The sequence below is a fragment of the Sphingomonas sp. CFBP9019 genome, assembly GCF_034045155.1.
In the GTDB taxonomy this organism is placed as follows: Bacteria; Pseudomonadota; Alphaproteobacteria; order Sphingomonadales; family Sphingomonadaceae; genus Sphingomonas; species Sphingomonas aerolata.
This window is the reverse complement of sequence record NZ_JAXCWK010000005.1, coordinates 377,549-400,419: the sequence shown is the minus strand read 5'-3', so window position 1 is coordinate 400,419 and position 22,871 is coordinate 377,549. Positions and strand designations below refer to the sequence as shown.

General features: G+C 68.6%; 29 protein-coding genes. 10 read left to right on the top strand and 19 right to left on the bottom strand.

What is annotated here, in order from left to right:
* Positions 1-49 precede the first annotated feature (49 nt).
* A complete protein-coding gene (locus SOM18_RS16915; protein ID WP_031440931.1) occupies positions 50-1,048 on the top strand; it encodes an adenosine kinase in 999 nt (332 codons plus the stop codon).
* 176 nt (positions 1,049-1,224) lie between these two features.
* Here the strand turns inward: SOM18_RS16915 and SOM18_RS16910 are convergent, their stop codons facing one another.
* The 8 genes from SOM18_RS16910 to hisB form a co-directional block, all read right to left on the bottom strand.
* Entirely contained in the window at positions 1,225-2,760 is a 1,536-nt protein-coding gene (locus tag SOM18_RS16910; RefSeq protein ID WP_107931517.1) for an amino acid permease, read from the bottom strand.
* Between the two features lie 108 nt (positions 2,761-2,868).
* Positions 2,869-3,246, bottom strand: a complete 378-nt coding sequence (locus tag SOM18_RS16905; RefSeq protein WP_031440933.1) for a histidine triad nucleotide-binding protein — start codon at positions 3,244-3,246, stop codon at positions 2,869-2,871.
* A gap of 142 nt (positions 3,247-3,388) precedes the next feature.
* The gene (locus SOM18_RS16900) at positions 3,389-3,709 is read right to left on the bottom strand and encodes a phosphoribosyl-ATP diphosphatase (protein ID WP_031394257.1); all 321 of its coding nucleotides are present in this window, start codon (positions 3,707-3,709) and stop codon (positions 3,389-3,391) included.
* A 32-nt stretch (positions 3,710-3,741) separates the two neighbouring features.
* On the bottom strand, positions 3,742-3,918 hold the full coding sequence (locus tag SOM18_RS16895) for a hypothetical protein (protein WP_166747134.1): 177 nt from the start codon (positions 3,916-3,918) through the stop codon (positions 3,742-3,744).
* Positions 3,919-3,923: 5 nt separating this feature from the next.
* Positions 3,924-4,697, bottom strand: a complete 774-nt coding sequence (gene hisF / locus SOM18_RS16890) for an imidazole glycerol phosphate synthase subunit HisF (RefSeq protein ID WP_159511084.1) — start codon at positions 4,695-4,697, stop codon at positions 3,924-3,926.
* A 217-nt stretch (positions 4,698-4,914) separates the two neighbouring features.
* Positions 4,915-5,649 carry a 1-(5-phosphoribosyl)-5-[(5-phosphoribosylamino)methylideneamino]imidazole-4-carboxamide isomerase gene (gene hisA, locus SOM18_RS16885; protein WP_056409225.1) on the bottom strand — a complete coding sequence of 245 codons (735 nt, stop codon included), beginning with the start codon at positions 5,647-5,649 and terminating at the stop codon, positions 4,915-4,917.
* The gene (gene hisH / locus SOM18_RS16880; RefSeq protein WP_031440276.1) at positions 5,646-6,251 is read right to left on the bottom strand and encodes an imidazole glycerol phosphate synthase subunit HisH; all 606 of its coding nucleotides are present in this window, start codon (positions 6,249-6,251) and stop codon (positions 5,646-5,648) included. Before hisH ends, hisA begins: the two co-directional genes overlap by 4 nt.
* Positions 6,248-6,835: an imidazoleglycerol-phosphate dehydratase HisB gene (gene hisB / locus SOM18_RS16875; protein ID WP_031440275.1), complete on the bottom strand. Its 588-nt coding sequence runs from the start codon at positions 6,833-6,835 to the stop codon at positions 6,248-6,250. The genes hisH and hisB overlap by 4 nt, the downstream gene beginning before the upstream one ends.
* Before the next feature lie 71 nt (positions 6,836-6,906).
* Between hisB and SOM18_RS16870 the strand changes: the two genes are divergently transcribed.
* The 5 genes from SOM18_RS16870 (at position 6,907) to gmk (ending at position 10,245) form a co-directional block, all read left to right on the top strand.
* A complete protein-coding gene (locus SOM18_RS16870; RefSeq protein WP_031440274.1) occupies positions 6,907-7,392 on the top strand; it encodes an SspB family protein in 486 nt (161 codons plus the stop codon).
* A gap of 165 nt (positions 7,393-7,557) precedes the next feature.
* Positions 7,558-8,949 (top strand): class II fumarate hydratase, encoded by a 1,392-nt coding sequence (gene fumC / locus SOM18_RS16865; protein WP_031440273.1) that lies wholly within the window; start codon positions 7,558-7,560, stop codon positions 8,947-8,949.
* 160 nt (positions 8,950-9,109) lie between these two features.
* On the top strand, positions 9,110-9,322 hold the full coding sequence (locus tag SOM18_RS16860) for a hypothetical protein (RefSeq protein WP_031440272.1): 213 nt from the start codon (positions 9,110-9,112) through the stop codon (positions 9,320-9,322).
* The gene (locus SOM18_RS16855; protein ID WP_031440271.1) at positions 9,319-9,522 is read left to right on the top strand and encodes a hypothetical protein; all 204 of its coding nucleotides are present in this window, start codon (positions 9,319-9,321) and stop codon (positions 9,520-9,522) included. The genes SOM18_RS16860 and SOM18_RS16855 overlap by 4 nt, the downstream gene beginning before the upstream one ends.
* 72 nt (positions 9,523-9,594) lie before the next feature.
* Positions 9,595-10,245, top strand: a complete 651-nt coding sequence (gene gmk, locus SOM18_RS16850) for a guanylate kinase (RefSeq protein WP_031394372.1) — start codon at positions 9,595-9,597, stop codon at positions 10,243-10,245.
* A gap of 39 nt (positions 10,246-10,284) precedes the next feature.
* Here gmk and SOM18_RS16845 read toward each other — a convergent pair whose 3' ends face one another.
* The 6 genes from SOM18_RS16845 to SOM18_RS16820 all read right to left on the bottom strand — a co-directional run bounded on the left by SOM18_RS16845 (position 10,285) and on the right by SOM18_RS16820 (position 15,259).
* Positions 10,285-10,965, bottom strand: coding sequence for an ATP12 family chaperone protein (locus SOM18_RS16845; protein WP_320482004.1), 681 nt, complete (start codon positions 10,963-10,965; stop codon positions 10,285-10,287).
* A gap of 13 nt (positions 10,966-10,978) precedes the next feature.
* Positions 10,979-11,197, bottom strand: coding sequence for a hypothetical protein (locus tag SOM18_RS16840; protein ID WP_037532554.1), 219 nt, complete (start codon positions 11,195-11,197; stop codon positions 10,979-10,981).
* Positions 11,194-11,853, bottom strand: coding sequence for an HAD-IA family hydrolase (locus tag SOM18_RS16835; protein ID WP_031440844.1), 660 nt, complete (start codon positions 11,851-11,853; stop codon positions 11,194-11,196). Before SOM18_RS16835 ends, SOM18_RS16840 begins: the two co-directional genes overlap by 4 nt.
* Positions 11,854-12,752: 899 nt before the next feature.
* Positions 12,753-14,051, bottom strand: a complete 1,299-nt coding sequence (locus SOM18_RS16830) for an RluA family pseudouridine synthase (RefSeq protein ID WP_320482003.1) — start codon at positions 14,049-14,051, stop codon at positions 12,753-12,755.
* Positions 14,048-14,422: a fluoride efflux transporter CrcB gene (gene crcB, locus SOM18_RS16825; protein ID WP_031441014.1), complete on the bottom strand. Its 375-nt coding sequence runs from the start codon at positions 14,420-14,422 to the stop codon at positions 14,048-14,050. Before crcB ends, SOM18_RS16830 begins: the two co-directional genes overlap by 4 nt.
* Positions 14,423-14,509: 87 nt before the next feature.
* Positions 14,510-15,259 (bottom strand): hypothetical protein, encoded by a 750-nt coding sequence (locus SOM18_RS16820; RefSeq protein ID WP_320482002.1) that lies wholly within the window; start codon positions 15,257-15,259, stop codon positions 14,510-14,512.
* Between the two features lie 108 nt (positions 15,260-15,367).
* Here SOM18_RS16820 and SOM18_RS16815 point away from each other — a divergent pair, with 108 nt between their 5' ends.
* Positions 15,368-15,589: a hypothetical protein gene (locus tag SOM18_RS16815; protein ID WP_031395999.1), complete on the top strand. Its 222-nt coding sequence runs from the start codon at positions 15,368-15,370 to the stop codon at positions 15,587-15,589.
* Positions 15,590-15,606: 17 nt separating this feature from the next.
* On the opposite strand, the gene SOM18_RS16810 is transcribed toward SOM18_RS16815, so the two are convergent.
* From SOM18_RS16810 to SOM18_RS16800, 3 genes are all read right to left on the bottom strand, one after another.
* Complete coding sequence (locus SOM18_RS16810) at positions 15,607-16,074, bottom strand: hypothetical protein (RefSeq protein WP_320482001.1); 468 nt, start codon at positions 16,072-16,074, stop codon at positions 15,607-15,609.
* A complete protein-coding gene (locus SOM18_RS16805; RefSeq protein ID WP_031441012.1) occupies positions 16,067-16,492 on the bottom strand; it encodes an OsmC family protein in 426 nt (141 codons plus the stop codon). Before SOM18_RS16805 ends, SOM18_RS16810 begins: the two co-directional genes overlap by 8 nt.
* An 88-nt stretch (positions 16,493-16,580) precedes the next feature.
* On the bottom strand, positions 16,581-16,889 hold the full coding sequence (locus SOM18_RS16800; protein ID WP_037532560.1) for a glycine zipper 2TM domain-containing protein: 309 nt from the start codon (positions 16,887-16,889) through the stop codon (positions 16,581-16,583).
* Positions 16,890-17,240: 351 nt separating this feature from the next.
* Between SOM18_RS16800 and SOM18_RS16795 the strand changes: the two genes are divergently transcribed.
* On the top strand, positions 17,241-17,882 hold the full coding sequence (locus SOM18_RS16795; protein WP_107045759.1) for a trimeric intracellular cation channel family protein: 642 nt from the start codon (positions 17,241-17,243) through the stop codon (positions 17,880-17,882).
* Between the two features lie 7 nt (positions 17,883-17,889).
* Here SOM18_RS16795 and SOM18_RS16790 read toward each other — a convergent pair whose 3' ends face one another.
* Together SOM18_RS16790 and sppA are read right to left on the bottom strand one after the other, a co-directional pair.
* On the bottom strand, positions 17,890-18,483 hold the full coding sequence (locus tag SOM18_RS16790) for a GNAT family N-acetyltransferase (protein WP_042466732.1): 594 nt from the start codon (positions 18,481-18,483) through the stop codon (positions 17,890-17,892).
* Positions 18,483-20,357, bottom strand: coding sequence for a signal peptide peptidase SppA (sppA, locus tag SOM18_RS16785; RefSeq protein ID WP_192142600.1), 1,875 nt, complete (start codon positions 20,355-20,357; stop codon positions 18,483-18,485). Before sppA ends, SOM18_RS16790 begins: the two co-directional genes overlap by 1 nt.
* Before the next feature lie 608 nt (positions 20,358-20,965).
* Between sppA and SOM18_RS16780 the strand changes: the two genes are divergently transcribed.
* Together SOM18_RS16780 and groES are read left to right on the top strand one after the other, a co-directional pair.
* The gene (locus tag SOM18_RS16780) at positions 20,966-22,372 is read left to right on the top strand and encodes an MATE family efflux transporter (RefSeq protein ID WP_320482000.1); all 1,407 of its coding nucleotides are present in this window, start codon (positions 20,966-20,968) and stop codon (positions 22,370-22,372) included.
* A 126-nt stretch (positions 22,373-22,498) separates the two neighbouring features.
* Positions 22,499-22,786 carry a co-chaperone GroES gene (groES, locus tag SOM18_RS16775; RefSeq protein ID WP_031394281.1) on the top strand — a complete coding sequence of 96 codons (288 nt, stop codon included), beginning with the start codon at positions 22,499-22,501 and terminating at the stop codon, positions 22,784-22,786.
* Positions 22,787-22,871: the final 85 nt, after the last annotated feature.

Below are 22,871 nucleotides of genomic sequence, written 5' to 3'. Positions count from 1 at the left end.
CCCGCGCGAATTACGGCGAGCTTTTCCCGTTCGGTCTGGAGACCTCCCCTTGAGCACGCCTACCTATGACGTCGTCGCGATCGGCAATGCCATCGTCGACATTCTGAGCAGCGCCGACGACGCCTTCATCGCCGAGATCGGTGTCGCCAAGGGCTCGATGCAGCTGATGTTCTCGTCGGAAGAAGCCGATGCGCTCTACGCCAAGATGGGGCCGGGCATGGAAATCTCGGGCGGGTCGGCCGCCAACACCGTCGCCGGCGTCGCCGCGCTCGGCGGCAAGTGCGGTTTCATCGGCCAGGTCGCCGACGACCAGCTCGGCCAGGTCTTCGCGCATGACGTGCGCAGCATCGGCATCGAGTTCGCGACCCCGGTCCGCGCCGGCGACCCGACCACCGGCCGCTGCCTGATCTTCGTGACGCCCGATGGCCAGCGGACGATGAACACCTTCCTCGGCGCGGGCCAGTATCTGCCCGCCGCGGCGATCGACACCGCGATGATCGCCGACAGCGCGATCCTGTATCTCGAGGGCTATCTCTGGGATCCCGAAGAGCCGCGCGCCGCGATGCGCGCCGCGATCGATTGCGCGCGTGGCGCCGGCCGCAAGGTCGCGTTCACGCTCAGCGACGTGTTCTGCATCTCGCGCCATGGCGGCGATTTCCGCCAGCTCCTGTCGGACGGGCTGATCGACATCCTGTTCGCCAATGAGAGCGAACTCGCGGCGCTTGCCGAGACCGAGGATTTCGACGCGGCAGTCGCGAAGATCTCGGCCCAGGTCCCGACCCTGGTCGTCACGCGCGGCGAACACGGTGCCTGCGCGATCCAGAACGGCACGCGCGCCGAAGTGAAGGCCGAGCCGATCGCCAAGGTCGTCGACACGACCGGCGCGGGCGACCTGTTCGCGGCGGGCTTCCTCCACGGCCAGGCACAGGGCCACGACCTCCACGCCTCGCTGAAGCTCGGTGCGGTCTGCGCGGCCGAGATCATCAGCCATGTCGGCGCCCGCCCGATGGTCGACCTGAAGGCGCTCGCCGCCAAGCATATCGGCTGACGAACCGAACCGTCATTCCCGCGGAGGCGGGAACCCATATTGGCCGGCCGCGCGATAGACCCGCAACCGCTGGAGGATAGGGATCCCCGCCTTCGCGGGGATGACGCCTTTGGAACTAGGCACAAAAAAAGGGCCGCGGGAGTTTCCTCCCGCGGCCCTTTTTGCTGCGTCCCGGATCAGTGGCTGCCCGGGGGCGCCATGTCGATCGGCTCGCCGCCGTCGGCCATGCCGCGCCCGAGATAGCTCTTGCGGTAGCCATAGAGGAAATAGATCACGAGGCCGACCGCGCCCCAGATCGGCAGTACCGCCATCGCCTCATAGGGAAGCGAGAAGTACAGCCCGATGCAGCCGACGATCGTCAGCGGCGCGACGATCCAGGCCGCCGGCGTGCGGAACGGACGATGCCGGTTCGGCTCGCGCTTGCGCAGGATCAGCAGCGCGATCGCGACCATCATGAACGCGTAGAGCGTGCCCGCATTGGCGATGTCCGCGAGCTGCCCGACCGGCAGGAACGCGGCGGCGAACGCGACGAACACGCCGGTGATCGCGGTGACGATGTGCGGCGTCTTCCACTTGGGATGCACGCGGCTCAGCACTTCTGGCAGCAGGCCATCACGGCTCATCACGAAGAAGATGCGCGTCTGGCCGAACATCAGGATCAGGATCACCGACGGCAGCGCGAGACCGGCGGCATAGCCCATCCAGTTGCCGACATTGGCATAGCCGACCTGACGCAGGACATGCGCCAGCGCCTCGTTCGAACAGACCAGCGCCTGCGCGTTGGCGGGGATCAGGCAGGCGCGGGCGAGCTCGGCCGACCCGGTGGTGAACGGCACGCCGTCGGCGCCGAACAGCGGCTGCCCGCCGATCGTGCCGATCGCGCCCGCTGCGACCAGCATGTAGAACACGGTGCAGATGCCGAGCGAGGCGATCAGCCCGATCGGCACGTTGCGCTGCGGATCCTTGGTCTCCTCGGCCGCGGTCGAGACCGCGTCGAAGCCGACATAGGCGAAGAAGATCGTCGCCGCCGCGCCGACCACGCCCAGCCCGTTGCTGCCGAGGATGCCGGTGGGGAGGAACGGCTCGAAATTGGCGCCATGCGTCTTGGGCAGCGTCAGCGCGACGAACGCGGTCAGCGCGACGACCTTGATCGTCACCAGCACCGCATTGACACGCGCGCTCTCGGTCGTGCCGATCATCAGCAGCCAGGTGATCAGCAGCGAGATGACGACCGCGGGCAGGTTGATGAACCCGCCCGGCATGTACGGCCCGTGCGACAGCCAGGTCGGGAGTGTTATCCCGAACGTCTCGTGCAATATCGAGCCCGCGAAATAGCCGGACCAGCCGACCGACACGGCGCTCGCGGCCACCGCATATTCGAGGATCAGCGCCCAGCCGACCGTCCAGGCGAGCAGCTCGCCCATGACCGAATAGGTGTAGGTATAGGCGGAGCCCGCGACCGGGGCCATCGCCGCGATCTCGGCATAGCAGAGGGCGGCGACGACGCAGACCGCGCCGGCGACGACGAAGCTCAGGATCATGCCCGGCCCGGCCTTCTGCGCGGCGGCGGAGGTCAGCACGAAGATGCCCGTGCCGATCACGCAACCGATGCCGAGCATGGTTAGCTGGAACGCGCCCAGCGATCGGTGGAGCGATTTCTTCTCCGCCGTCGCCAGAATGGCGTCCAGTGACTTAACGCGACCAAAAATCAATTCGGTTCCCCCCGGGGGTTGTGAGGGCCGGTTCACTGGCCCCCTTGCTCAATCCGGGAAGCCTAATGGCAATTTTATTACGCGCAATCCTTTAGTGGCGGAAAGCCGCTATCCGGCCAGCATCGGGCCAAGCGGACGTCCGCCGAAGACATGAACGTGCAGATGCGGCACCTCCTGATGCCCGTGCTGGCCGATGTTCGCGAGCAGGCGATAGCCCGGTTCGACCAGCCCCGCGGCGCGCGCGACCGTCCCGACCGCGCGGATGAACCCGGCAATCTCCGCATCGCTTGCACGCGCGGAGAAATCGTCCCACGAGACATAGGCGCCCTTGGGGATCACCAGCAGATGCGTCGGCGCCTGTGGGTTGATGTCGTGGAACGCGATCGCGAAGTCGTCGTCATAGACGCGGTTCGACGGAATCTCGCCGCGCAGGATCTTCGCGAAGATATTCTGGTCGTCATAGGGCTGGGTGGCGTCGATCGGCATGGGGCTTGCTCCTTTCGGGGCATCCTACCAACCTTCGTCATCCCCGCGAAGGCGGGGATCCATATCCTCGGCGGATCACGATCAACGCGCGCGGCCCGCCGGTCTGGGTTCCCGCCTGCGCGGGAATGACGAAGCTGCCAGGTCAGCCGGTCCGCGCGGCCTTCTCGACCAACCCGCCGACCCCTTCGCGCCGCTCCAGCTCGGCCCGCACATCGTCGAGGCTCAGGCCGGCGTCCGCCAGCAGCACCGCGAGATGGAACATCAGGTCGGCGGCCTCGGGGACGATGCTCGCCTCGTCGCCCGAACAGGCCGCGATCACCGTCTCGACCGCTTCCTCGCCGAGCTTCTGCGCGATCTTGGGGCGGCCGCGCGCGAACAGGCTGGCGGTGTAGGAGGTGTCGGCGGGCGAATCGCGGCGCGCGCGTATGGTCGCCTCCAGGCGATCGAAAACGGGGTCTGCCATGCCGCGCGTGCTGACGCAGGCGCGCGGGCGGGTCAATCCTTTGCGCGCGGCGGCCGCTTCAGGAACCGCTTGCGCAGCGCGCGGCGGACCAGCCAGACGCCGATCGCGGCGACCGCGAACAGCGCGATGTCCGACGCTTCGGGGCCGGTGCGCGGATGCACCACGCCGCTATGCCCCGACTGCACCGCGACCAGCGGCAGCGTCGCCATGCCGGTCAGGCCGACCGCAGGGGGGTCCGCACCGGGATCCCCGCAGCCGCCAGCGCGGCGTGCGCGTCGCCGATCGACGCCTGGCCGAAATGGAAGATCGATGCGGCGAGCACCGCGCTCGCATGCCCGTCGCGGATCCCGGCGACCAGATCGTCGAGCCCGCCGACCCCGCCGCTCGCCACGACGGGCACCGCCACGCGGTCGGCGATCGCGCGGATCAGGTCGAGGTCATAGCCGCTGCGCGTGCCGTCGCGGTCCATCGAGGTGACGAGCAGTTCCCCCGCGCCGAGCTCGGCGAGCTTCACCGCATGCGCGATCGCGTCGATCCCGGTCGCGCGCCGGCCGCCATGCGTGAACACTTCCCAACCTTCGCCCGAGCGCCGCGCATCGACGCTCGCGACGCAGCACTGGCTGCCGAAGCGCTCGGCGATATCGGCGACGAGCTCCGGCCGCTCGACCGCGGCGGAGTTGACCGCGACCTTGTCCGCGCCCGCCAGCAACAGCGCGCGCGCATCGTCCGCGGTCCGAACGCCGCCGCCGACCGTCAGCGGCATGAAGCACACCGCCGCGGTCCGCCGCACGACGTCGAGGATCGTGCCCCGGCCCTCATGGCTCGCGCCGATATCGAGAAAGCACAATTCGTCCGCCCCGGCGGCGTCATAGGCGCGCGCCTGCTCGACCGGATCGCCCGCGTCGCGCAGCTCGACGAAGTTCACGCCCTTCACGACGCGGCCATCGGCGACGTCGAGACACGGGATCACGCGCGCGCGGACGGTCATGGGTGTGCTCGAAGAATCTGTTCACGCGGAGACGCGGAGACGCGGAGACGCGGCGAAGCCGCTAAGATTGGTTCACGCGAAGGCACAAAGGCGCGAAGAGGGAGAAGGGCAGAGCAGGACTTCTGCTTGCTCTTTGCGCCTTCGCGCCTTCGCGTGAACCCATATCTGCCTGCGGCGCCAAAAGACTCTCCGCGTCTCCGCGTCTCCGCGTGAACCCTCATGCCGCCTTCGCCACGCTCAACGCCGCCGCAAGATCGAGCCGCCCGTCGTACAACGCCCGCCCCGTGATAACGCCCTCGACGCCATCACGGACATGCAGCGCCAGCACGTGGATCTCGGCGATCCCCTTCACCCCGCCGCTCGCGATCACCGGAATGTCGACCGACCGCGCGAGGTCGACCGTCGCCTCGACGTTGCACCCCTTCAGCATCCCGTCGCGCCCGACATCGGTGAACAGCAGCGACGCCACGCCCGCGTCCTCGAACCGCCGCGCGAGATCGACCGCGCTGGTGGTCGAGACATCGGCCCAGCCCTTGGTCGCGACCATGCCGTCCTTCGCATCGACCGCGACGACGATCCCGCCGGGGAAATCCTTCGCCACGCCGCGCACGAAGTCGGGATCCTCGAGCGCCGCGGTGCCGATCACGACCCGCGACACGCCCAGATCGAACCAGCCCTCGACATTGGCACGCGTCCGGATCCCGCCGCCGAGCTGCACATGCCCCGGAAATTGCGAAACGATCGCGCGCACCGCGTCGCCATTGACCGAAGCCCCTGCAAACGCGCCGTCGAGATCGACGACGTGCAGATGCTCGGCGCCTGCGTTCGCGAACAGCATCGCCTGCGCCGCGGGATCGTCGCCATAGACGGTCGCGCGGTCCATATCGCCCTCGGCGAGGCGGACGACTTGCCCTGCCTTGAGGTCGATCGCGGGGAAAACGATAAGGCTCACGGCCGCCACTCCAGAAAACGTTCGAGCAAGGCCAGACCGTAGCGCTGGCTCTTCTCAGGATGAAATTGCACGCCGATCATCGTGTCGCGGCCGATCGCCGCGGTGACGGGGCCGGCGTGATCGGTGGTTGCGAGCACGTCGGCGCCTTCAAACGCGAAGCTGTGCAGGAAATATGCCTCGCCCGGTTCGATCAGCGGATGCGCGGTGGCCGGCACGACGTCGTTCCAGCCCATATGCGGCACCTTCGCGTCCATCGTCCCCGGCTCGAGCCGCCGCACGCGCCCCGGCACCCAGCCGAGCCCGGCATGCGTCCCCATTTCCTCGCCGGCCTCGGCCATCAGCTGCATGCCGACGCAGATGCCGAGGAACGGAGCGCCCTCGTCGCGCACGCGCCGGTTCAGCGCCTCGACCATCCCCGGCACCGCGCGCAACGCGGCGGCGCACGCCCCGTAAGCGCCGACGCCGGGCAGCACGATCCGCTCGGCCTTCGCGACGACGTCCGCGTCGGCGGTGACGATCAGGTCACTACAGCCCGCGGTGCGCAGCGCGTTCTCGACCGAATGCAGGTTCCCCGCGCCGTAATCGATCAGCGCGAGCGTCACAGCATCCCCTTGGTCGACGGGATCGCGTCGGCCTTGCGCGGGTCGATCTCGATCGCGGTGCGCAGTGCGCGCGCGACGCCCTTGAACGCGGCCTCGGCGATATGGTGGTTGTTGGTGCCGTACAGCGTCTCGACGTGCAGCGTGATGCCCGCCGCCTGCGCGAAGCTGTGGAAGAAATGCTCGAACATCTCGGTGTCCATGCCGCCCAGCCGGCTCTGCGAGAACAGGTCCTTCCAGACGAGCCAGGGCCGGCCGGAGATATCGAGCGCCACCCGCGTGAGAGTCTCGTCCATCGGCGACAGCGCGTCGCCGTACCGCGCGATGCCGCGCTTGTCGCCGAGCGCCTGCGCGAACGCCTGGCCGATCGCGATGCCGGTATCCTCGACGGTGTGATGCTCGTCGATATGCAGGTCGCCCTTGGTGCGGACGTGCAGGTCGATCAGCGAATGGCGCGAGAGCTGTTCGAGCATGTGGTCGAAGAAGCCGACGCCGGTCTCGACGTCGTAAACGCCGGTCCCGTCGAGGTTGATGGTGACGTCGATCGCCGTCTCGGCGGTGGAGCGGGAAATCGTGGCGGTGCGCATGCCACCTCCCATAACGTGCGCCACGACGCATGCAATCTTGACCGCCATCCGAATACCGCTACCCAAGGGGAATGAGTGATGGACTGCCCGATAGCCTGATTCCGTACGACGAGATCGTGCAAGAAGCCCTGCGTGCCGTCGTCGGCCGCGTGCTCGGTTCCGTGTCGGAGGCCGGCGGGCTTCCCGGCGAGCATCATTTCTACATCACCTTCAAGACGCAGGCGCCCGGCGTCGACATCCCCAAGCGGCTGATCGAACGTTTCCCGGACGAGATGACGATCGTCATGCAGAACCGCTACTGGGATCTCGTCGTCGACGACGAGCGCTTCTCGATCGGCCTGTCGTTCAACCAGGTCCCGTCGAAGCTGGTCATCCCCTATTCGGCGATCACCGCATTCCAGGATCCCGCGGTCAGCTTCGAACTGCGCTTCCAGGCGCAGGAGGGCGCGGACGATTCGCTCGGCGAGCATGACCCGGCCGAGAATGACGGCCCGACCGCGGTGCCGATCGAAGACGGCTCGAACGTCGTCGCCGTGGATTTCAAGCGGAAGAAGTGAGCTGGAGCGAGGCGATCAGGCAAAGCTGATCGCCGGTCGCACAGCGACGCGAACGGCCGGCCGACGCGCACCGCGCGGTCGACGACATGGGATTTACTCCCATGTCGGCCTTCTGCTCTACGCCGCCATACCGGAACAAGCCCGGCATGACGGCGTAGGTAGGTTATGACCAACACCCGCACAGAAACCGACTCGATCGGCCCGATCCAAGTTCCCGCCCAGGCCTATTGGGGCGCGCAGACCGAGCGATCGGTCGAGAATTTCCCGTTCGGCACCCGCGAACGCATGCCGATCGAGATCGTCCACGCATTGGCGCTCGTCAAACAGGCCGCCGCCCGCGTGAACCGCACGCACGGCCTCGACGCCACAATCGCCGACGCAATCGACGCCGCCGCGCAGGAAGTCATCGACGGCACGCTCGACGACCAGTTCCCGCTCGTCATCTGGCAGACCGGCAGCGGCACCCAGTCGAACATGAACGTCAACGAGGTCATCGCCGGCCGCGCCAACGAGGTCCTCACCGGCACGCGCGGCGGCAAGTCGCCGGTCCACCCCAATGACCATGTCAACATGAGCCAGTCGTCGAACGACAGCTTCCCGACCGCGCTCCACATCGCCGCCTCGCTCGCCGTGACACGCCGGCTCTTTCCCGCGCTCGACCGGCTGCGGACCGCGCTGCAGGCGAAGGCGGATGCGTGGACCGACATCGTCAAGATCGGCCGCACGCACCTGCAGGACGCGACCCCGCTGACGCTCGGGCAGGAATTCGGTGCGTATGCCAATCAGGTCTATCGCTGCGGCCGCCGGATCGAGCCGGGCGTCACCAACGGCACCAACCGGCTCGCGCAGGGCGGCACCGCGGTCGGCACCGGGCTCAACGCGCCCAGGGGGTTCGCCGAGGATTTCTGCAAGGCGGTCTCCGACCTGACCGGCCATCCGTTCATCCCCGCCGAGAACAGCTTCGAGGCGCTCGCCTCGAACGACCCGCTCGTCCATCTGTCGGGCACGCTCAACACGCTCGCGGTCGCGCTGACCAAGATCGCCAACGACATCCGCCTGCTGGGCAGCGGCCCGCGCTGCGGCTTTGGCGAGATCGACCTGCCCGCCAACGAGCCCGGCAGCTCGATCATGCCCGGCAAGGTTAATCCCACCCAGTGCGAGATGCTGACGATGGTCGCCGGCCAGGTGATGGGCAATCACGTCGCGGCCACCATCGGCGGGATGCAGGGCCATCTCGAACTCAACGTCTTCAAGCCGCTGATCGGCGCGAACGTGCTCCGCTCGATCGACCTGCTCGCGACCGCGATGGAGGGCTTTGCGGAACGCTGCGTCGACGGCATCGAACCCAATCGCGACCGCATCGCCGACCTGCTCGACCGCTCGCTAATGCTCGTCACCGCGCTCGCCCCCGAGATCGGCTATGACGCCGCGGCGAAGATCGCCAAGCACGCGCATGCCGAGGGGCTGACGCTGAAGGAAGCCGGCCTCGCACTCGGGCTGGTCGATGCGGAAACCTTCGACCGTGTCGTGCGGCCCGAGTCGATGCTCGGCCGCTAACGCCTCCCCCGACCCCGTTCGTGCTGAGCGAAGTCGAAGCACCGTCGCTTGCGGCACGCCCTTCGACGTCGCTCAGGGCGAACGGGGGGAGAAGGGGCGCACCTGCGGGAACCCAAACGCGGTTCGCGCGCTAACCCGCCACACGCGAAGGAGAAATTACGTGGGCGCAACGACCATAGGCGCACTGATCGGCGCAGGCATCGACTCGCTCAGCGGCGATGACGGCAATGCGGACGGCGCGATCATCGGTGCGGTCACCGCCAACGTGCTCAAGATCGTCGTGCCGCTGGCCGTGACCTACGCGATCGGCTGGGCGGTGCTGCGCGGTACAGCGGAACTCAAGGACCAGGTTTTCGGAGAGGTTAAGTCATGATCGGACGTATCATCAGTGCATTGGTTGGCCGCGAAATGGGTCGGCGCAGCGGCGGCAGCGGCGGCACCTCGGGTGCGGTTAAGGGCGTGGTCGCGATGAGCGTGCTGCGTCGCATGGGGCCGCTCGGCATGATCCTCGGCGGAGGCTATGCGGCCAAGAAGGCCTATGACCGCAACCGGGCGCGCAAGTCGGGCTACTGATCCGCCGCCAGAATGACACGCGCGGGCTGTGCATGGGTTGACGCCCATGCGCAGTCCGCGGCAAGGGCGCGCATGCCCCATACACTTCCGTCCGACCCGCATGGTTTTCGTCGCCGCGGCGTCCTGTTCGTCCTGTCCTCGCCATCGGGCGCCGGCAAGTCGACGATCGCGCGCCGATTGCTCGCCGACGAGCATGAGCTGGAGATGTCGGTCTCGGTGACGACCCGTGCGATGCGACCGGGCGAAGTCGACGGCAAGGACTATCATTTCACCGATCTCGAGGGCTTTCGCGACATGGTCGCGAAGGACGAGTTCCTCGAATGGGCGCATGTCTTCAACCACCGCTACGGCACCCCGCGCGCGCAGGTCGAGGAGATGCTGGCGGCCGGCAAGGACGTGCTGTTCGACATCGACTGGCAGGGCGCGCAGCAGCTGTTCCAGATCGCGGGCGGCGACGTAGTCCGCGTCTTCATCTTCCCGCCGTCGATGGAGGAACTCCACCGCCGCCTCACCAGCCGTGGCACCGACTCGACCGAAGTGATCGACGCCCGCATGTCGCGCGCCGCGAACGAGGTCAGCCACTGGGACGGCTATGATTACGTCCTGGTCAATGACGACGTCGACAGCTGCATCCGCGGCGTGAAGACGATCCTCGCCGCCGAGCGCCTCAAGCGCTCGCGCCAGACCGGCCTGATCGGCTTCATCCGCCGCCTGACGCGCTGACCCCCCGTCATCCTGGATCGGGTCCAGGATGACGAAAGCCTACAGCATTCCCAGAAACGCCACGCCGCGCGCGAATTCCTGGCGCTTGAGCTCGCGCAGCTGCGCCGCCTGCCAGTCCTCGCCCCACATCTCGATCGACCAGTCCTCGTCGATCCCCGCCGCCGCCCAGGCCGCATCGCCGTCGATCTCCCCCTCGACCAGCGCCAGCCCGATCACCAGCGACCCCGTCAGCGTGACGACCGGCGACAGCCCGGCAAGGTGGAAATCGTCATGCGCCGCGACCGCCTCGTGCAGCCGCGCGATCGTCGCGGGAGCCTGTGCGACGTGCATCACCCCCGCCGTCACCGCGAACGTCACGTCGTACCGCGCGCGCGCCCAGTCGAGCAGCGGGTCCCAGCGCGCTGCCTGCCGCTCGACCAGCGGCGGCGGCCCGTCCGCGCGGTAGCAGAGCAGGTCGCTCTCGCCATAGGCCGCCAGCCGTGCGGCGAACTGCGCCGGATCGTTCGCGATCGGATCGGTCGCGGCATTGGCGAGGCCGGTCAGCGGCATCGTCCGCGGATCGATCGTCTCGCCGACGCTGCGCCATTCCTCCGCGACCGCCTGCGCCAGCGCATCGGTCGGCAGCGCGAGCGGCCGTCGCCCGGGGGTGCGGACCGGCTTGCCGTCGAGCGTCACCACGCGATCCGCATCGATCGCGACGTCTGTCCAGAATCTCTTCATGCGTCCTGTCCGGTCATTCGGTGGGCGTGCGCCAGCGCTGCGCCAGGCTGCGCGGCACGATCGCGATCATCGCCATCGCCGACAGCACGATCGCGGTGCCGAGGATCTTCGGCCCCCAGCTATAGGCGCGCGCGATCAGCACCAGCCCGAGCACCGCGCCCGCCACGCCAGCGAGCCGCACGCCGACCAGCACGAACCAGCGCCGCTGCGCCAGGCGATCGGCCTCCGTCACGATGCGCTCACCAGATGACGCAGCGCCGGCACCGTCTCGGCAACGACGTCCGCGCCGGCCTCCGCCAGTTCGTCGACCGCGTGATAGCCCCAGGTGACGCCGACCGCCCGTGCGCCTGCCGCGCGTGCCATCGCCATGTCATAGCTCGTATCGCCGATCATCGCGGTCGTCGCCGGGGTCGCGCCCGCCTCCTTGATCGCCGCGAACAGCATCGCCGGATCGGGTTTCGACGGATGCCGGTCCGCGGTCTGCAGCGTCACGAACCGGTCGGCGATGCCGTGCGCGGCAAGGACATGCGCGAGCCCGCGGTCCGACTTGCCCGTCGCGACGCCCAGCATCCAGCCATCATCGGCAAGCGTCGCCAGCACGTCGGCGATCCCCTCGAACAGCGGCTCCTCGATCAGCTCGCCGCTCGTCCGCATCGCATGGAAGGCGGCCTTGTAGTCCGTCGCGAGCGTGCGGTGCAGCGCCTCGTCGCCCTGCGGCACCAGGATCTGCATCGCCTCGACCAGGCTGAGCCCGACGATCCGCCGAATCGCGGCGCGCGGCGGCGGGACGAGCCCGGCCGTCTCGAACGCCCGCTCGCACGCGACGCAGATATTCGCCTGACTGTCGACGAGCGTCCCGTCGCAATCGAACACGGCGAGGCGGATCATGAGATTTTCCAGCACATCCCCGTCTCGTAGATCAGCCGGGCGAACGAGGGAACGCCAAACCGGAACGCGCATCGTCAAGTTCCCCCGCAAGGCGGGGGCTCGGACCCAAGCGGAACTGCCGATCATGCCCCCTGGACCCCCGCCCCCGCGGGGGAACGAGTAGGCGGGCAGAGCCCCACCGTAATAACCACCCCGGCGAAGGCCGGGGTCCAGTTGGGCGACGTTGCTAACGAAGCGCAGCACCCGGCTACTGCAACCTCCCCAACTGGACCTCGGCCTTCGCCGGGGTGGTATTCGGTATGGGGCGAGGTTGGTCCGCGAGATGACCGCGACCCCCGCCTCCGCGGGGGAACGAGTAGGCGGGCAGAGCCCCACCATAATAACCACCCCGGCGAAGGCCGGGGTCCAGTTGGGGGACGGTGCTAACGGCGCGCAGCACCCGGTTACTACAACCTCCCCAATTGGACCCCGGCCTTCGCCGGGGTGGTGTTGGAGTCGGGCGAGGTCGACCCGCTAGATCACCGCGACGCCGGCCCGCTGCAGGGCCAACTCGGCTCGCCCGCCGCGTTCCTGTCCTCGACCACATCGCACATCTGGTGCTCGGCACGATGACCGGAGGCGTTCGACGGCTGTTGCGGTAACGCTCGCGCTGATCCGTTCCCCCGCGGAGGCGGGGGCCCAGGACTCAAGCAGCGCTGCCGATCATGGCCCCTTGACCCCCGCCCCCGCGGGGGAACGGGTAGAGGGGCACCCAACAATCACCACCACCCCGGCGAAGGCCGGGGCCCAGTTGGGGGACGGTGCTAACGGCGCGCAGCACCCGGTTACTGCAACCTCTCCAACGGGACCCCGGCCTGCGCCGGGGTGGTAGTGGATATGGGCGAGGCCAACCCGCTAGATCACCGCGCCCCAGGCCCACTCCTAGGCCCACTCGGCTTCCCCCCCGGGCGCCCCCGGCCACCAGGCTTTGCACCCTCGACCCGCGGCCCACTCCGCGGCGCGCCGAACTTCGACCCCGCGCCCGTCCGCGAACCACCCGTCTTCGGCCCCGCAGGCTTGCCCCCCGCGGTCTTCTCCTCGACCACACCGCGCCCGCGACGTTCGCCGCGGCGTTCTTTGCGGACCGACTTCGCATGCGCCCTGGCGCGCGACTTGATCTCCTCGCGCGACGGCGCGGTCTTCTCGTCGAGCACCAGTGCATCGCCGAGCGACTCCTCGAAGCCCAGCTGCTTCAGGCTTTCCGCGAAATGCGTCGGCAGGTCGGCGGTCACGTCGATCGAGCCGCCATCGGGATGGTCCACCTTGATGCGGCGCGCATGCAGATGCATCTTGCGCGAGATGCCGCCGGTCAGGAACGCCGCCGCGCCGCCATATTTGCCGTCGCCGACGATCGGATGGCCGATCGCCGCCATGTGGACGCGCAGCTGGTGGGTGCGGCCGGTAAAGGGCTGCAGCTCGACCCAGGCGGCGCGGTTGCCCGCGCGCTCGATCACGCGGTACCGGGTCCGCGCGGGCGCGCCCTCGGCTTCGTCGACATGCATCTTCTCGCCGCCGGTGCCGGGCTGCTTGCCGATCGGCAGCTCGATCATGCCGTCCTCGATCGACGGCACGTCGACCACCAGCGCCCAATAGACTTTCCGAGCAGTCCGCCCCGAAAACGCCTTGGCGAAGAACGCCGCCGCGCGGCTCGTCCGCGCCACCAGCAGTGCGCCCGACGTATCCTTGTCGAGCCGGTGGACCAGCTTCGGCCGGCCCTCATTGTCATATTGGAGCGCATCGAGCAGCCCGTCGACATGCTGCGTCGTCTTGGTGCCGCCCTGCGTCGCCAGGCCCGGCGGCTTGTTCAGCACGAAGGCTTGGAAATCCTTGTGGATGACCATCGCCTGCGCGGCTTCGGTCTCCTCGTCCGACAGGATCACGCGCTCGCGCACGCGCCGCGGCGCGTCGACGTCGGCGGTGGCCTTGTCGGCTTCGGGCGGCGGCACGCGCAGCATCTGGCCCGCCGCGATCCGGTCGCCCGGCGTCGCGCGCGCGCCGTCGACGCGCAGCTGGCCGGTCCGCGCCCACATCGCCACCGTCGTGAAGCTCGTTTCGGGCAGGTGCCGCTTGAACCACCGGTCCAGCCGGATGCCGTCATCGTCGAACCCGACGTTGAACTCGCGGAAATTCGTATCGCTATCGTGTTTGCCCGCAGTCATGCGACGGCCCTTACTGCGGAGAGACCCGCGAACAACGCGGCGATCGAACCGATCACCGACACCAGAACATAGCCGAGCGCGAGGCCCGGCGCGCCACGCTCGATCATCGTGACGACGTCGAGCGAGAAGGAGGAAAAGGTCGTGAACCCGCCGAGCACGCCGACGCCGAGCAGCAGTCGCCAGCCCTCGGGCGCCGAATGGCGCGCGAGCACGCCGACGAGCACGCCCATCAGCAGCCCGCCGACAAGGTTCACCGCCAGCGTGCCGAACGGATAGCCGGCACCGAGCAGCGCGGTCATCGCGCGCCCGGTCAGATAGCGCGCGCCGGATCCGACCGCGCCACCGACCATGACATAGAGAAGGGGAGACATGCCCGCGCCCTAGCGCGAATCGCGGAAAACGGAAAGCCGCGCTTGACGGGCATGCGCGGCGCTCGCCCTTGGACACGGCGGCGTCGCTCAGTGCCCGGCGTTGGAGACCAGATCGACGTCGCTGACGCCCCCCACGCGCGGCGTGACATACACCCTATAGGCATCGCCGCCGCGCATACCGCCGAGCACGTGCCGGCGGCCATCGCTGCGGTGGTCGGCCGAATAGCCCGTGTCGGCGGTGCGGGTATAATAGAAGTCGAGCAGCCGCTGCGGCGTCGCCCGACTCGAAAAATGCACGACGCGCAGCCGGCAGCCGGCCTGGTCGGAACCTGCCGCCTCCGACAGCTGTGCATCGGGATAGAGCGGCAGGTCGGCGGGCAGGCGATTCGCCCAAAGCGCGGAATAGCCGATCGTCCGCGCGCACGCCGCTGCGTTCGGAAACGTCTGCCGCTCGGCCAGCGCGCCCAGCGTCAGCGCCGCGTCGGCCTGGCGGCAGGCGGGACAGTCACCGGCAGCAGCGGGCGCGCGTTTCAGCGTGCGCGGATCGACCGTATCGGCGCGGCGGCCCGCTTCCTCGGGTGGCATCGCCCCGCCCATCGGTTCGGGCGGCGGGCGGATCGCGTCGTCGTTCGACGACTGGGTCAGCGTTGGGTCGACGATGATCTGACCCGCGAGCGCGGCGTTCAGCGCCGGGTCGCCCGCATTGCCGTTGCTGAGGGCCGCTTCGAGGCTCGTCGGGTCCTGCTGATCGACCGCGGGCTCGCCGCACGCGATCAGCGCGAGCGGCAGGGCAAACGCTAGGGCGGGCAGGCGGATCGTGCGGGCGGAACGGGTCATCACCCGCCATCAATGCCGGAGCGCGAGTGAAGAAAGCGTTGTCGCGGTACGCTTGGTCGGCCGGCCCGCGATCTTGCCTGCGACCCGTCGAGACGCCATGTTTGGGTCATGCTCAACCTCGTCTCGATCCTCATCGGCCTCGTCACCCTTGCGCTGGGTCTCGTTGCCTTCTTCCCGCTGCTCGGCTGGATGAACTGGCTGGTCATCCCGATCGGCATCGTCGGCGCTGCGGTGGGTGCGCTGTCGTCGAGCAATGCCGGGCGTAATCTGAACATCGTGCTGATCATCATCTTCACGCTGCGGCTGATGCTCGGTGGCGGAATCATCTGATCTCAGGAGTCTTGGGGTCAGCGGCAGCGGATCCGGCCGCGATCGACCGACCGGCCGGGCAGCGCACCGCCGCGGGTATCGACCAGCGTGCCGATCAGCCGTGACTCACCGCGTGCGATAATATTGCCGAGCACGCCGCCGGCCAGCCCGCCGGTAATCAGCCCGGTCGTCCCGTCCTCGCGGCGGCAATAATAGCGGCCGTCGGCGCCGCGATACAGGCGATCCGCGCGGCTCAGCCGGCGCACCGCATAATAGCGGCCATCGCGAAAATACCGGTCCGCGAAATAGCCGCGCTGCCCTGGTTCGGGGCGATCATGATCATAGGCGCGGTACCGCTGCCAGTCGCCGGCGTCGCGTCGTGCGCCGCCGGCGATCGTCTGTCCACCAGCCGCGGCGGCACCGACGACCCCCGCCTCAAGCCCCGCACCGAGCAGGACGAGGGCGATGGTCGCGGCGATCCGCATGCCGGCGCGTCGATCAGGCAAGCGTGTGGTCGAGCGTGATGTCGGCGTTCAAGACCTTCGACACCGGGCAGTTCGCCTTGGCATCCGCCGCGATCGTCGCCAACTCGTCGGCCGAGATGCCCTCGACCTTCGCGTTCAGCGTCAGCGCCGACTTGGTGATCTTGAACCCGTCGCCATCCTTGTCGAGCGTCACCTTCGCGCTCGTCTCGAGCGTGCCCGCCTCATAACCCTTGGCCGCGAGCGCGAAGCTCAGCGCCATGGTGAAGCAGCTCGCATGCGCGGCGGCGATCAGTTCTTCGGGGTTGGTGCCGGGCTCGTTCTCGAACCTTGTGTTGAAGCCGTACGGCGAGTCGGACAAAACGCCCGACTGCGTCGAGACATGGCCCTTGCCGCTCTTGCCGAGGCCTTCATAGCTGGCCGAACCGCTGCGTGTCGTCATTTTCGGATCCTTCGAAACATGAAAAAGGGCGCCGCGGTTTCCCGCGACGCCCCCCTTCAACGCATCAGTCCGCAATGCGGTGCGTGGTTTAGCGGCAACGACGATTATTGTTGCTCGTGCCCTTGTCGATCGCGCGACCGGCCAGGCCACCCAGGACCGCGCCGCCGAGCGTGCCGACCGTGCGGTCGCCGCGCGTGTCGACCGTGCGGCCGAGGAGCGCGCCACCGACGCCGCCGATGATCGTGCCGGTCGTGCCATTGCTCTTCTTGCAATAGGTCCGGCCGTCGCGACCGCGCCATTCGCGCTTGCCGCGCTGCGCATCGGCGGCCGAGATCGGCACCGCGAGCGTCGGCAGGACGAGGGCGGTCGCGCTGAGTGCCATGATCAACTTACGCATAAAATCTACTCCCGTTTGTAATGATCTGTGTCCGTAACGGCCGGCGTTTACCCCCGGTTGCATGAACCCAAAACAACGTCGCGTTCATCTTCGCTCCGGGCATCCTGGGTCGTGCAGGGCACGCAATCTGTCCCCGTTATCCACAGCAAGTTATCCACAGGCTGTGCACAAAAGGATAAGAACCGGCAAAATTGTGCCTCGCACACGGGCTGTCCGGGCACTTTTCCCCGTTATCCACAAAGAATTATCCCCGCCTGTGGATAAGTTCGTCCTCAGCCGGGAAATCGCGCAAAATCCGGTCGCGGCTGCACCCTCGCTTGTGTCGTGCGCCACAGCGGCTAGGCCGGGGGGATGCTGCCCGTTACGATCCTGTCGCCCGACGTCCTTCCCGCCGCCGCGCGCTGGCTCGATCTCGCCGGGCTCGCGGTGTTCGCCGCCTCGGGCGCGCTCGCCGCGGCCAAGCGGGGGCAGACCGTCGTCACCGCGATCTTCTTCGGGCTGATCACCGGGGTCGGCGGGGGCACGGTGCGCGACCTGCTGATCGACGCGCCGGTCTTCTGGGTGCACGACGCGCGCGCCGCCAGCATGTGCCTGATCGTCGCGCTGGTGATCTGGATCACGCCCGAACGCTGGTGGCGCGACGAGGCGCTGGGCTGGTTCGATGCGATCGGGCTCGCCGCCTATGCGGTGTTCGGTGCGGCCAAGGCGCTGGGCTATGGCGTGCCGCCCGTGCCCGCGGTGCTGATGGGGGTGATGAGCGCCTGCTTCGGCGGGATCATCCGTGACGTGCTCGCGGGCGAACCCTCGATCCTGATGCGCCCCGAACTCTATGTCACCGCGGCGGCGCTCGCCGCGGCGAGCTATGTCGGCCTCGTACTGCTGGGCGTGCCGATCGGCTGGTCCGCGGTCGTCGCGGCGAGCGCGGGGTTCAGCCTGCGCGCCGCCGCGATCCGCTTCCACCTCGCGCTGCCCGCCTATCGCGCGCGCCGCTAGTCCGCAGTCAGCCCCGCACGACGCCGACCTCGGCAAAGCGGCGCGGCTCGACCGGTGGCACCGCCGCGTCGTTCAGCGCGCATTGCCAATGGCCGACATCGATCCACTGGCCGTTCTTGTACCCGACCGCGCGGTAGACGCCCGCGCGGCGGAACCCGACCGATTCGTGCAGCCGGATCGACCCGTCATTGGGCAGCGCGATCACCCCGATCGCCTGGGTGAAGCCTTGCGCGCGCAGCGTGTCGATCAACGCCTCGTACAACAGCCGCCCCGCACCCTGGCGCTGCGCCGCATCCGCGACATAGACTGTGGTCTCGACGACGAAGCGATAGGCGGCGCGCTCGCGGAACCGTCCGGCATAGCCGAACGCGATCACCCCGCCCGCATCCCCCACCGTCGCGACCAGCCAGGGATAGAGCCCGTCCGACGCCGCCATCCGCGTCCGCATCTGCCGCGCGTCGGGCGCGTCCGTCTCGAACGAGACCGTCCCCACCAGCACGTGCGGCGCATAGATCGCGGCGATCGCGGCGGCGTCCTCGGGCCGCGCCGCCCGGATCGTGATGGCCCCGGCCGTCCCGATCGCGGGCGACGCGCCCGGCATTACAGGCCGATCCGCGCGAGCAGCAGGTCGAGCAGCCGCGCGTCGCCGCCATCGCCGGCACTCGGGCCGATGCCGCCGCATTCGAGGCAGCGTGCCTGGATCGAGCCCGACGTCGCCAGCCGCTTCATGTCGCCGACCGCACGCGCGACCATCTGGCGGCGGTCGAGCGCGATCCGGCCGAACGCGTCGCTGCCGGTCGTGGTGTCGTCGTCGCCCGTGTCGAAACCGGCGGCGAGCTGGGCAAGCACGCCCGGTGGCTTTTCGAGATATTCGGCATGGATCTTGGCGGGATCGAGCTTGGCGCGGCGGGCGGCCTCGGCGATCGCGTCCTTCAGCGTGCCGAACCGGTCGACCAGCCCGATCTGGCGTGCGGTGCCGCCGTCCCAGACCCGGCCCTGGCCGATCGCGTCGACCCGCGCCGGGCTCAGCTTGCGCGACGCGGCGACGCGCGCGATGAACTGGCGATAGCCATTCTCGATCCCCGCCTGGATCAGCGTGTCGAACATCGGCGTCGTGCCGGCGGTGATGTCGGGCTGCCCCGACAGCGGCGTCGTCTTCACGCCGTCGGTGGTGACGCCGATCTTGGCGAGTGCGGTTTCGAACGTCGGGATGATCCCGAAGATGCCGATCGACCCGGTGATCGTGCCGGGTTCGGCGAAGATCACGTCGGCGGGCGTCGACACCCAGTATCCGCCCGACGCGGCGAGCCCGCCCATCGACACGACCACCGGCAGGCCCTTCTTCTTGGCCTCGAGGATCGCGAGCCGGATCCGTTCGGACGCGAGCACCGACCCGCCCGGCGAATCGACGCGCACGACCAGCGCCTTGAGGTTCTTCTTGGCGAGCCCGTCGAGCATCGCCTTCTCGATCGTCTTGCCCGCCGCGGTGCCAGGGCCGCCTTCGCCGTCGACGATATCGCCCGCCACGGTCAGTACGCCGATCGCGTCGCCGCCGGTCGGCAGGGGATTGGCCTTGACCCAGGAATCATAGGTGATGGTGTTGAAACTGCCCGCAGGCTTGCTCGTATCGGCGCCCGCGATCGCGGCGACGCGCTTGCCGAACGCGGTACGGTCGCCGAGCTTGTCGACGATCCCTGCGCGCAGGTTCGCGGTCGCGATGTCGCCATTGGCGGCGAGCACGAGTGCGTCGGGACGCGCGAGGAACTGCGCGATCTGCGCCTTGGGGCGGGCCTTGGCGACCGCTTCGCGCCACTGGTCGTACAGCGTACCGTACAGCGCCTGGCTCGCCGCGCGCGCATCGTCGCTCTGGTCGGTGCGCGTATAGGGCTCGACGAACGACTTGTAGCGGCCGACGCGGTAGACATGCGTCGTGATGCCCAGCTTGTCGATCAGCCCCTTATAGTAAAGCTGGTTGCCGCCCGGTCCCATGAACAGCGTGCCGCCCAGCGGATTGACCCAGACCTCGCTCGCATTGGCCGCCAGCCGGTAGCTGCCGTCGGTATAGGCGGTCGCATAGGCGAGCACGGGCTTCTTGGCGGCGCGGACGCGCGCGATCGCGTCGCCGATCTCGCCCAGCGCGGCGGGATAGGCCCCGGTAAAGCCGTCGAGATCGAGCACCAGCGCCTTCACCCGGCCATCGGTCCGCGCGGTATCGATCGCGCGCACCACGTCGCGCAGGCGGAACTGCTTCGGCGTATTCTGTCCCGACAGCGCGGCAAAGGCGGCGGGCTCGGCGGGCTGCTCGACGATCGAGCCGTTCAGGTCGAGCACCAGCGCGCCGTCCTTGATCGCCTTGGTCCCCGGCCGCGCATTGAGCGCCGCGAAGACCAGACCGAAGAACAGCAGCATCGCGATCAGGACGAGTGCGTCCTTGATCCCGACCAACAGCTTCCATGCGCCGCGTACCAGCTTCACCTGCGTCTCCTCATACCGGCACGGCCGGTTGGTGCGATGCCGGCAACGCCGGTTCACCGTCGACGATAGCCGCGTGTGTCATGCGGGAGCAATACGCTTATCTTTGGCACGGCGGTCGCCCGCCGGCACCGGCCCCGCTCCCCCCGGCCCCGCACGCCCCGGCCCACGCGCCCCGCCACCCCAATCCCGTCATCCTGACGAAAGTCAGGACCCAGCCCAGCAGGACAGCGCCCCGTAACCCTGGATCCTGACTTTCGTCAGGATGACGAACGGGGAAGGGCAGGGCCGCCAACCCCGCCGCAACGCTCTCCAAACAACCCGCCGCCCCGATCACACCGCACCCCCACCTCAATCCCGTCATCGTGACGAAAGTCAGGATCCAGAGCCAAGCAGGACAGCGCGCCGCAACCCTGGGTCCTGACTTTCGTCAGGATGACGGAGGCGGGGCGGATGGCGGGGGTGGAGACGCTCAACCCCGATCCTTCCCAAGACGACCAAGGCATCGGCCAGTCAGCCCCGCCAGCCCGCCCGCGCCCCGCCGCGCCCCCGCACACCACCCGCACAGATCCCAGGTGTCCCACGCCGCAAATCCCGCTAGGGGCGGCCGGGTGATCGAACCCGTTCCCATCGCCACCGGCCCGGCGCCCGCCGATGCCCGCGCCGAGTTTCGTGCGCTGCTGCGGCTCGCCACGCCGCTGGTCGGGGCGAACCTGATCCAGATGGCGGTGTCCGCGGTCGACGTGATCTTCGTCGCGCGGCTCGGCACGGTCGATCTTGCCGCCGCGACGCTCGGCGTGTTCGTCTTCAACCTGCTGATGTTCGCGCTGATCGGGCTGACCAGCGCGGCGGCGCCGCTGATCGCCGCCGAACTCGGCCGCCGCGCGCATGCCGTGCGCGAGGTCCGGCGCAGCGTGCGGATGGCGCTGTGGCTCGGGATCCTCGGCTCGCTCCCCGTCATCCTAGTCCTCACGCAGGGCGAAACGCTGATGCGGCTCGCCGGCCAGGACCCGGAGGTCGCGCGCCGCGCCGGCCGGTTCATGACGATCATCGCCTTTGCGCTGCTGCCCGGCGTGCTCGCGGGCGTTATGCGCACCGCGGCGGCGGCGCTCGGCCGGCCGGGCTGGGCGTTTCTCGTCACCGGGCTTTCGCTGCTCGTCGGCATCGCGGGCAACTGGCTGCTGGTGTTCGGCAATCTCGGCTTCCCCGCGCTCGGGCTGGAGGGCTCGGCGCTCGCCAGCGTCGCCAGCCTCGGCGTGATGATGATCGCGTATGGCGTGATCCTGACGACCGACCGGCGGCTGCGGCGCTTCCACCTGTTCGGCCGCTGGTGGCGGACCGAATGGTCGCGCTTCCACGAGATCGTCCGGCTCGGCACGCCGATCATGCTGACCTGGATCTTCGAAGGCGCGCTGTTCGGCGGCGCGGCGCTGCTGATGGGGCTGATCGGCGTCGCGGAGGTCGCGGCGCATGCGATCGCGCTCAACATTGCCGCGGTCGCGTTCCAGGTGCCGTTCGGCGTCGCGCAGGCGGCGACGATCCGCGTCGGCATGGCGTACGGCGCGCAGGACCGGGTCTGGATCACCCGCGCGGGCAATGTCGCGCTGGTCGTCGGGATCGGCTTCATGGCGGCCAGCGCGCTGCTGATCTGGGCGGTGCCGCGGCTGATGATCGGCGTCTATGTCGATCCCGACTTGCCGCAGAACGCGGTCGTCGTCGCGCTCGCGCTGCGGTTCCTCGGCGTGGCCGCGGTGTTCCAGCTCGTCGACGGCGCGCAGGCGGTCGCGGCAGGCGTGCTGCGCGGGTTGCAGGACACCCGGACGCCGATGCTGATCGCGCTGTTCGGCTATTGGGTGATCGGCTTCGGCACCGCGATCCTGCTCGGCTTCCGCACGCCGCTTGCGGGCGAGGGGGTGTGGTGGGGGCTGTTCGCAGGGCTCGCGGTCGTGTCGGTGCTGCTGCTGTGGCGCTGGTCGCGGCGTGATCGGCTGGGGCTCGTCCTGACCCGCGGAATGTAACGATTGACGCGATTTTCGATTGGACGCCCGTTGACGATGCCGGGGACGCGGCACATATGACGGCTGTTGGCACTCGATATCGTCGAGTGCCAGAAATCTGTCACAAACCTAAAGGACATGGATCCCATGAACTTTCGTCCGTTGCACGACCGCGTGCTGGTGAAGCGCCTCGAAGCCGAAGAGAAGACGGCTGGCGGCATCATCATCCCCGACACCGCCAAGGAAAAGCCGCAGGAAGGCGAAGTCGTCGCCATCGGCACCGGGACCCGCGCCGAGAACGGCACGATCACCCCGCTCGACGTCAAGGCTGGCGACAAGATCCTGTTCGGCAAGTGGTCGGGCACCGAGGTCAAGGTCGACGGCGAAGATCTGCTGATCATGAAGGAATCGGACATTCTGGGCATCGTCGGCTGACGCCGACGTGGCCTGGACCGCCCCTTAGGGCTGGTCCGGACCGCGCTCAAAAATACCGTTTTCGTCTCAACATTCACAACATTCG

Excerpts from the sequence above, each read along its gene's own strand:
- SOM18_RS16905 (WP_031440933.1), bottom strand. The coding sequence starts at position 3,246 with ATGCCGATCGACGCCACCCAGCCCTATGACGACCAGAATATCTTCGCG.
- SOM18_RS16895 (WP_166747134.1), bottom strand. The coding sequence starts at position 3,918 with ATGGCGACGCTGCCGCTGGTCGCGGTGCAGTCGGGGCATAGCGGCGTG.
- SOM18_RS16790 (WP_042466732.1), bottom strand. The coding sequence starts at position 18,483 with ATGCCGGGCGCGTCGCCCGCGATCGGGACGGCCGGGGCCATCACGATC.
- hisB (WP_031440275.1), bottom strand. The coding sequence starts at position 6,835 with ATGCGCACCGCCACGATTTCCCGCTCCACCGCCGAGACGGCGATCGAC.
- SOM18_RS16830 (WP_320482003.1), bottom strand. The coding sequence starts at position 14,051 with ATGACTGCGGGCAAACACGATAGCGATACGAATTTCCGCGAGTTCAAC.
- SOM18_RS16835 (WP_031440844.1), bottom strand. The coding sequence starts at position 11,853 with ATGATCCGCCTCGCCGTGTTCGATTGCGACGGGACGCTCGTCGACAGT.
- groES (WP_031394281.1), top strand. The coding sequence starts at position 22,499 with ATGAACTTTCGTCCGTTGCACGACCGCGTGCTGGTGAAGCGCCTCGAA.
- SOM18_RS16805 (WP_031441012.1), bottom strand. The coding sequence starts at position 16,492 with ATGACGACACGCAGCGGTTCGGCCAGCTATGAAGGCCTCGGCAAGAGC.
- crcB (WP_031441014.1), bottom strand. The coding sequence starts at position 14,422 with ATGTCTCCCCTTCTCTATGTCATGGTCGGTGGCGCGGTCGGATCCGGC.
- SOM18_RS16800 (WP_037532560.1), bottom strand. The coding sequence starts at position 16,889 with ATGCGTAAGTTGATCATGGCACTCAGCGCGACCGCCCTCGTCCTGCCG.
- hisF (WP_159511084.1), bottom strand. The coding sequence starts at position 4,697 with ATGACCGTCCGCGCGCGCGTGATCCCGTGTCTCGACGTCGCCGATGGC.
- SOM18_RS16820 (WP_320482002.1), bottom strand. The coding sequence starts at position 15,259 with ATGACCCGTTCCGCCCGCACGATCCGCCTGCCCGCCCTAGCGTTTGCC.
- fumC (WP_031440273.1), top strand. The coding sequence starts at position 7,558 with ATGACCAACACCCGCACAGAAACCGACTCGATCGGCCCGATCCAAGTT.
- gmk (WP_031394372.1), top strand. The coding sequence starts at position 9,595 with ATGCCCCATACACTTCCGTCCGACCCGCATGGTTTTCGTCGCCGCGGC.
- SOM18_RS16815 (WP_031395999.1), top strand. The coding sequence starts at position 15,368 with ATGCTCAACCTCGTCTCGATCCTCATCGGCCTCGTCACCCTTGCGCTG.
- SOM18_RS16870 (WP_031440274.1), top strand. The coding sequence starts at position 6,907 with ATGAGTGATGGACTGCCCGATAGCCTGATTCCGTACGACGAGATCGTG.
- SOM18_RS16795 (WP_107045759.1), top strand. The coding sequence starts at position 17,241 with ATGCTGCCCGTTACGATCCTGTCGCCCGACGTCCTTCCCGCCGCCGCG.
- SOM18_RS16855 (WP_031440271.1), top strand. The coding sequence starts at position 9,319 with ATGATCGGACGTATCATCAGTGCATTGGTTGGCCGCGAAATGGGTCGG.
- SOM18_RS16845 (WP_320482004.1), bottom strand. The coding sequence starts at position 10,965 with ATGAAGAGATTCTGGACAGACGTCGCGATCGATGCGGATCGCGTGGTG.
- SOM18_RS16900 (WP_031394257.1), bottom strand. The coding sequence starts at position 3,709 with ATGGCAGACCCCGTTTTCGATCGCCTGGAGGCGACCATACGCGCGCGC.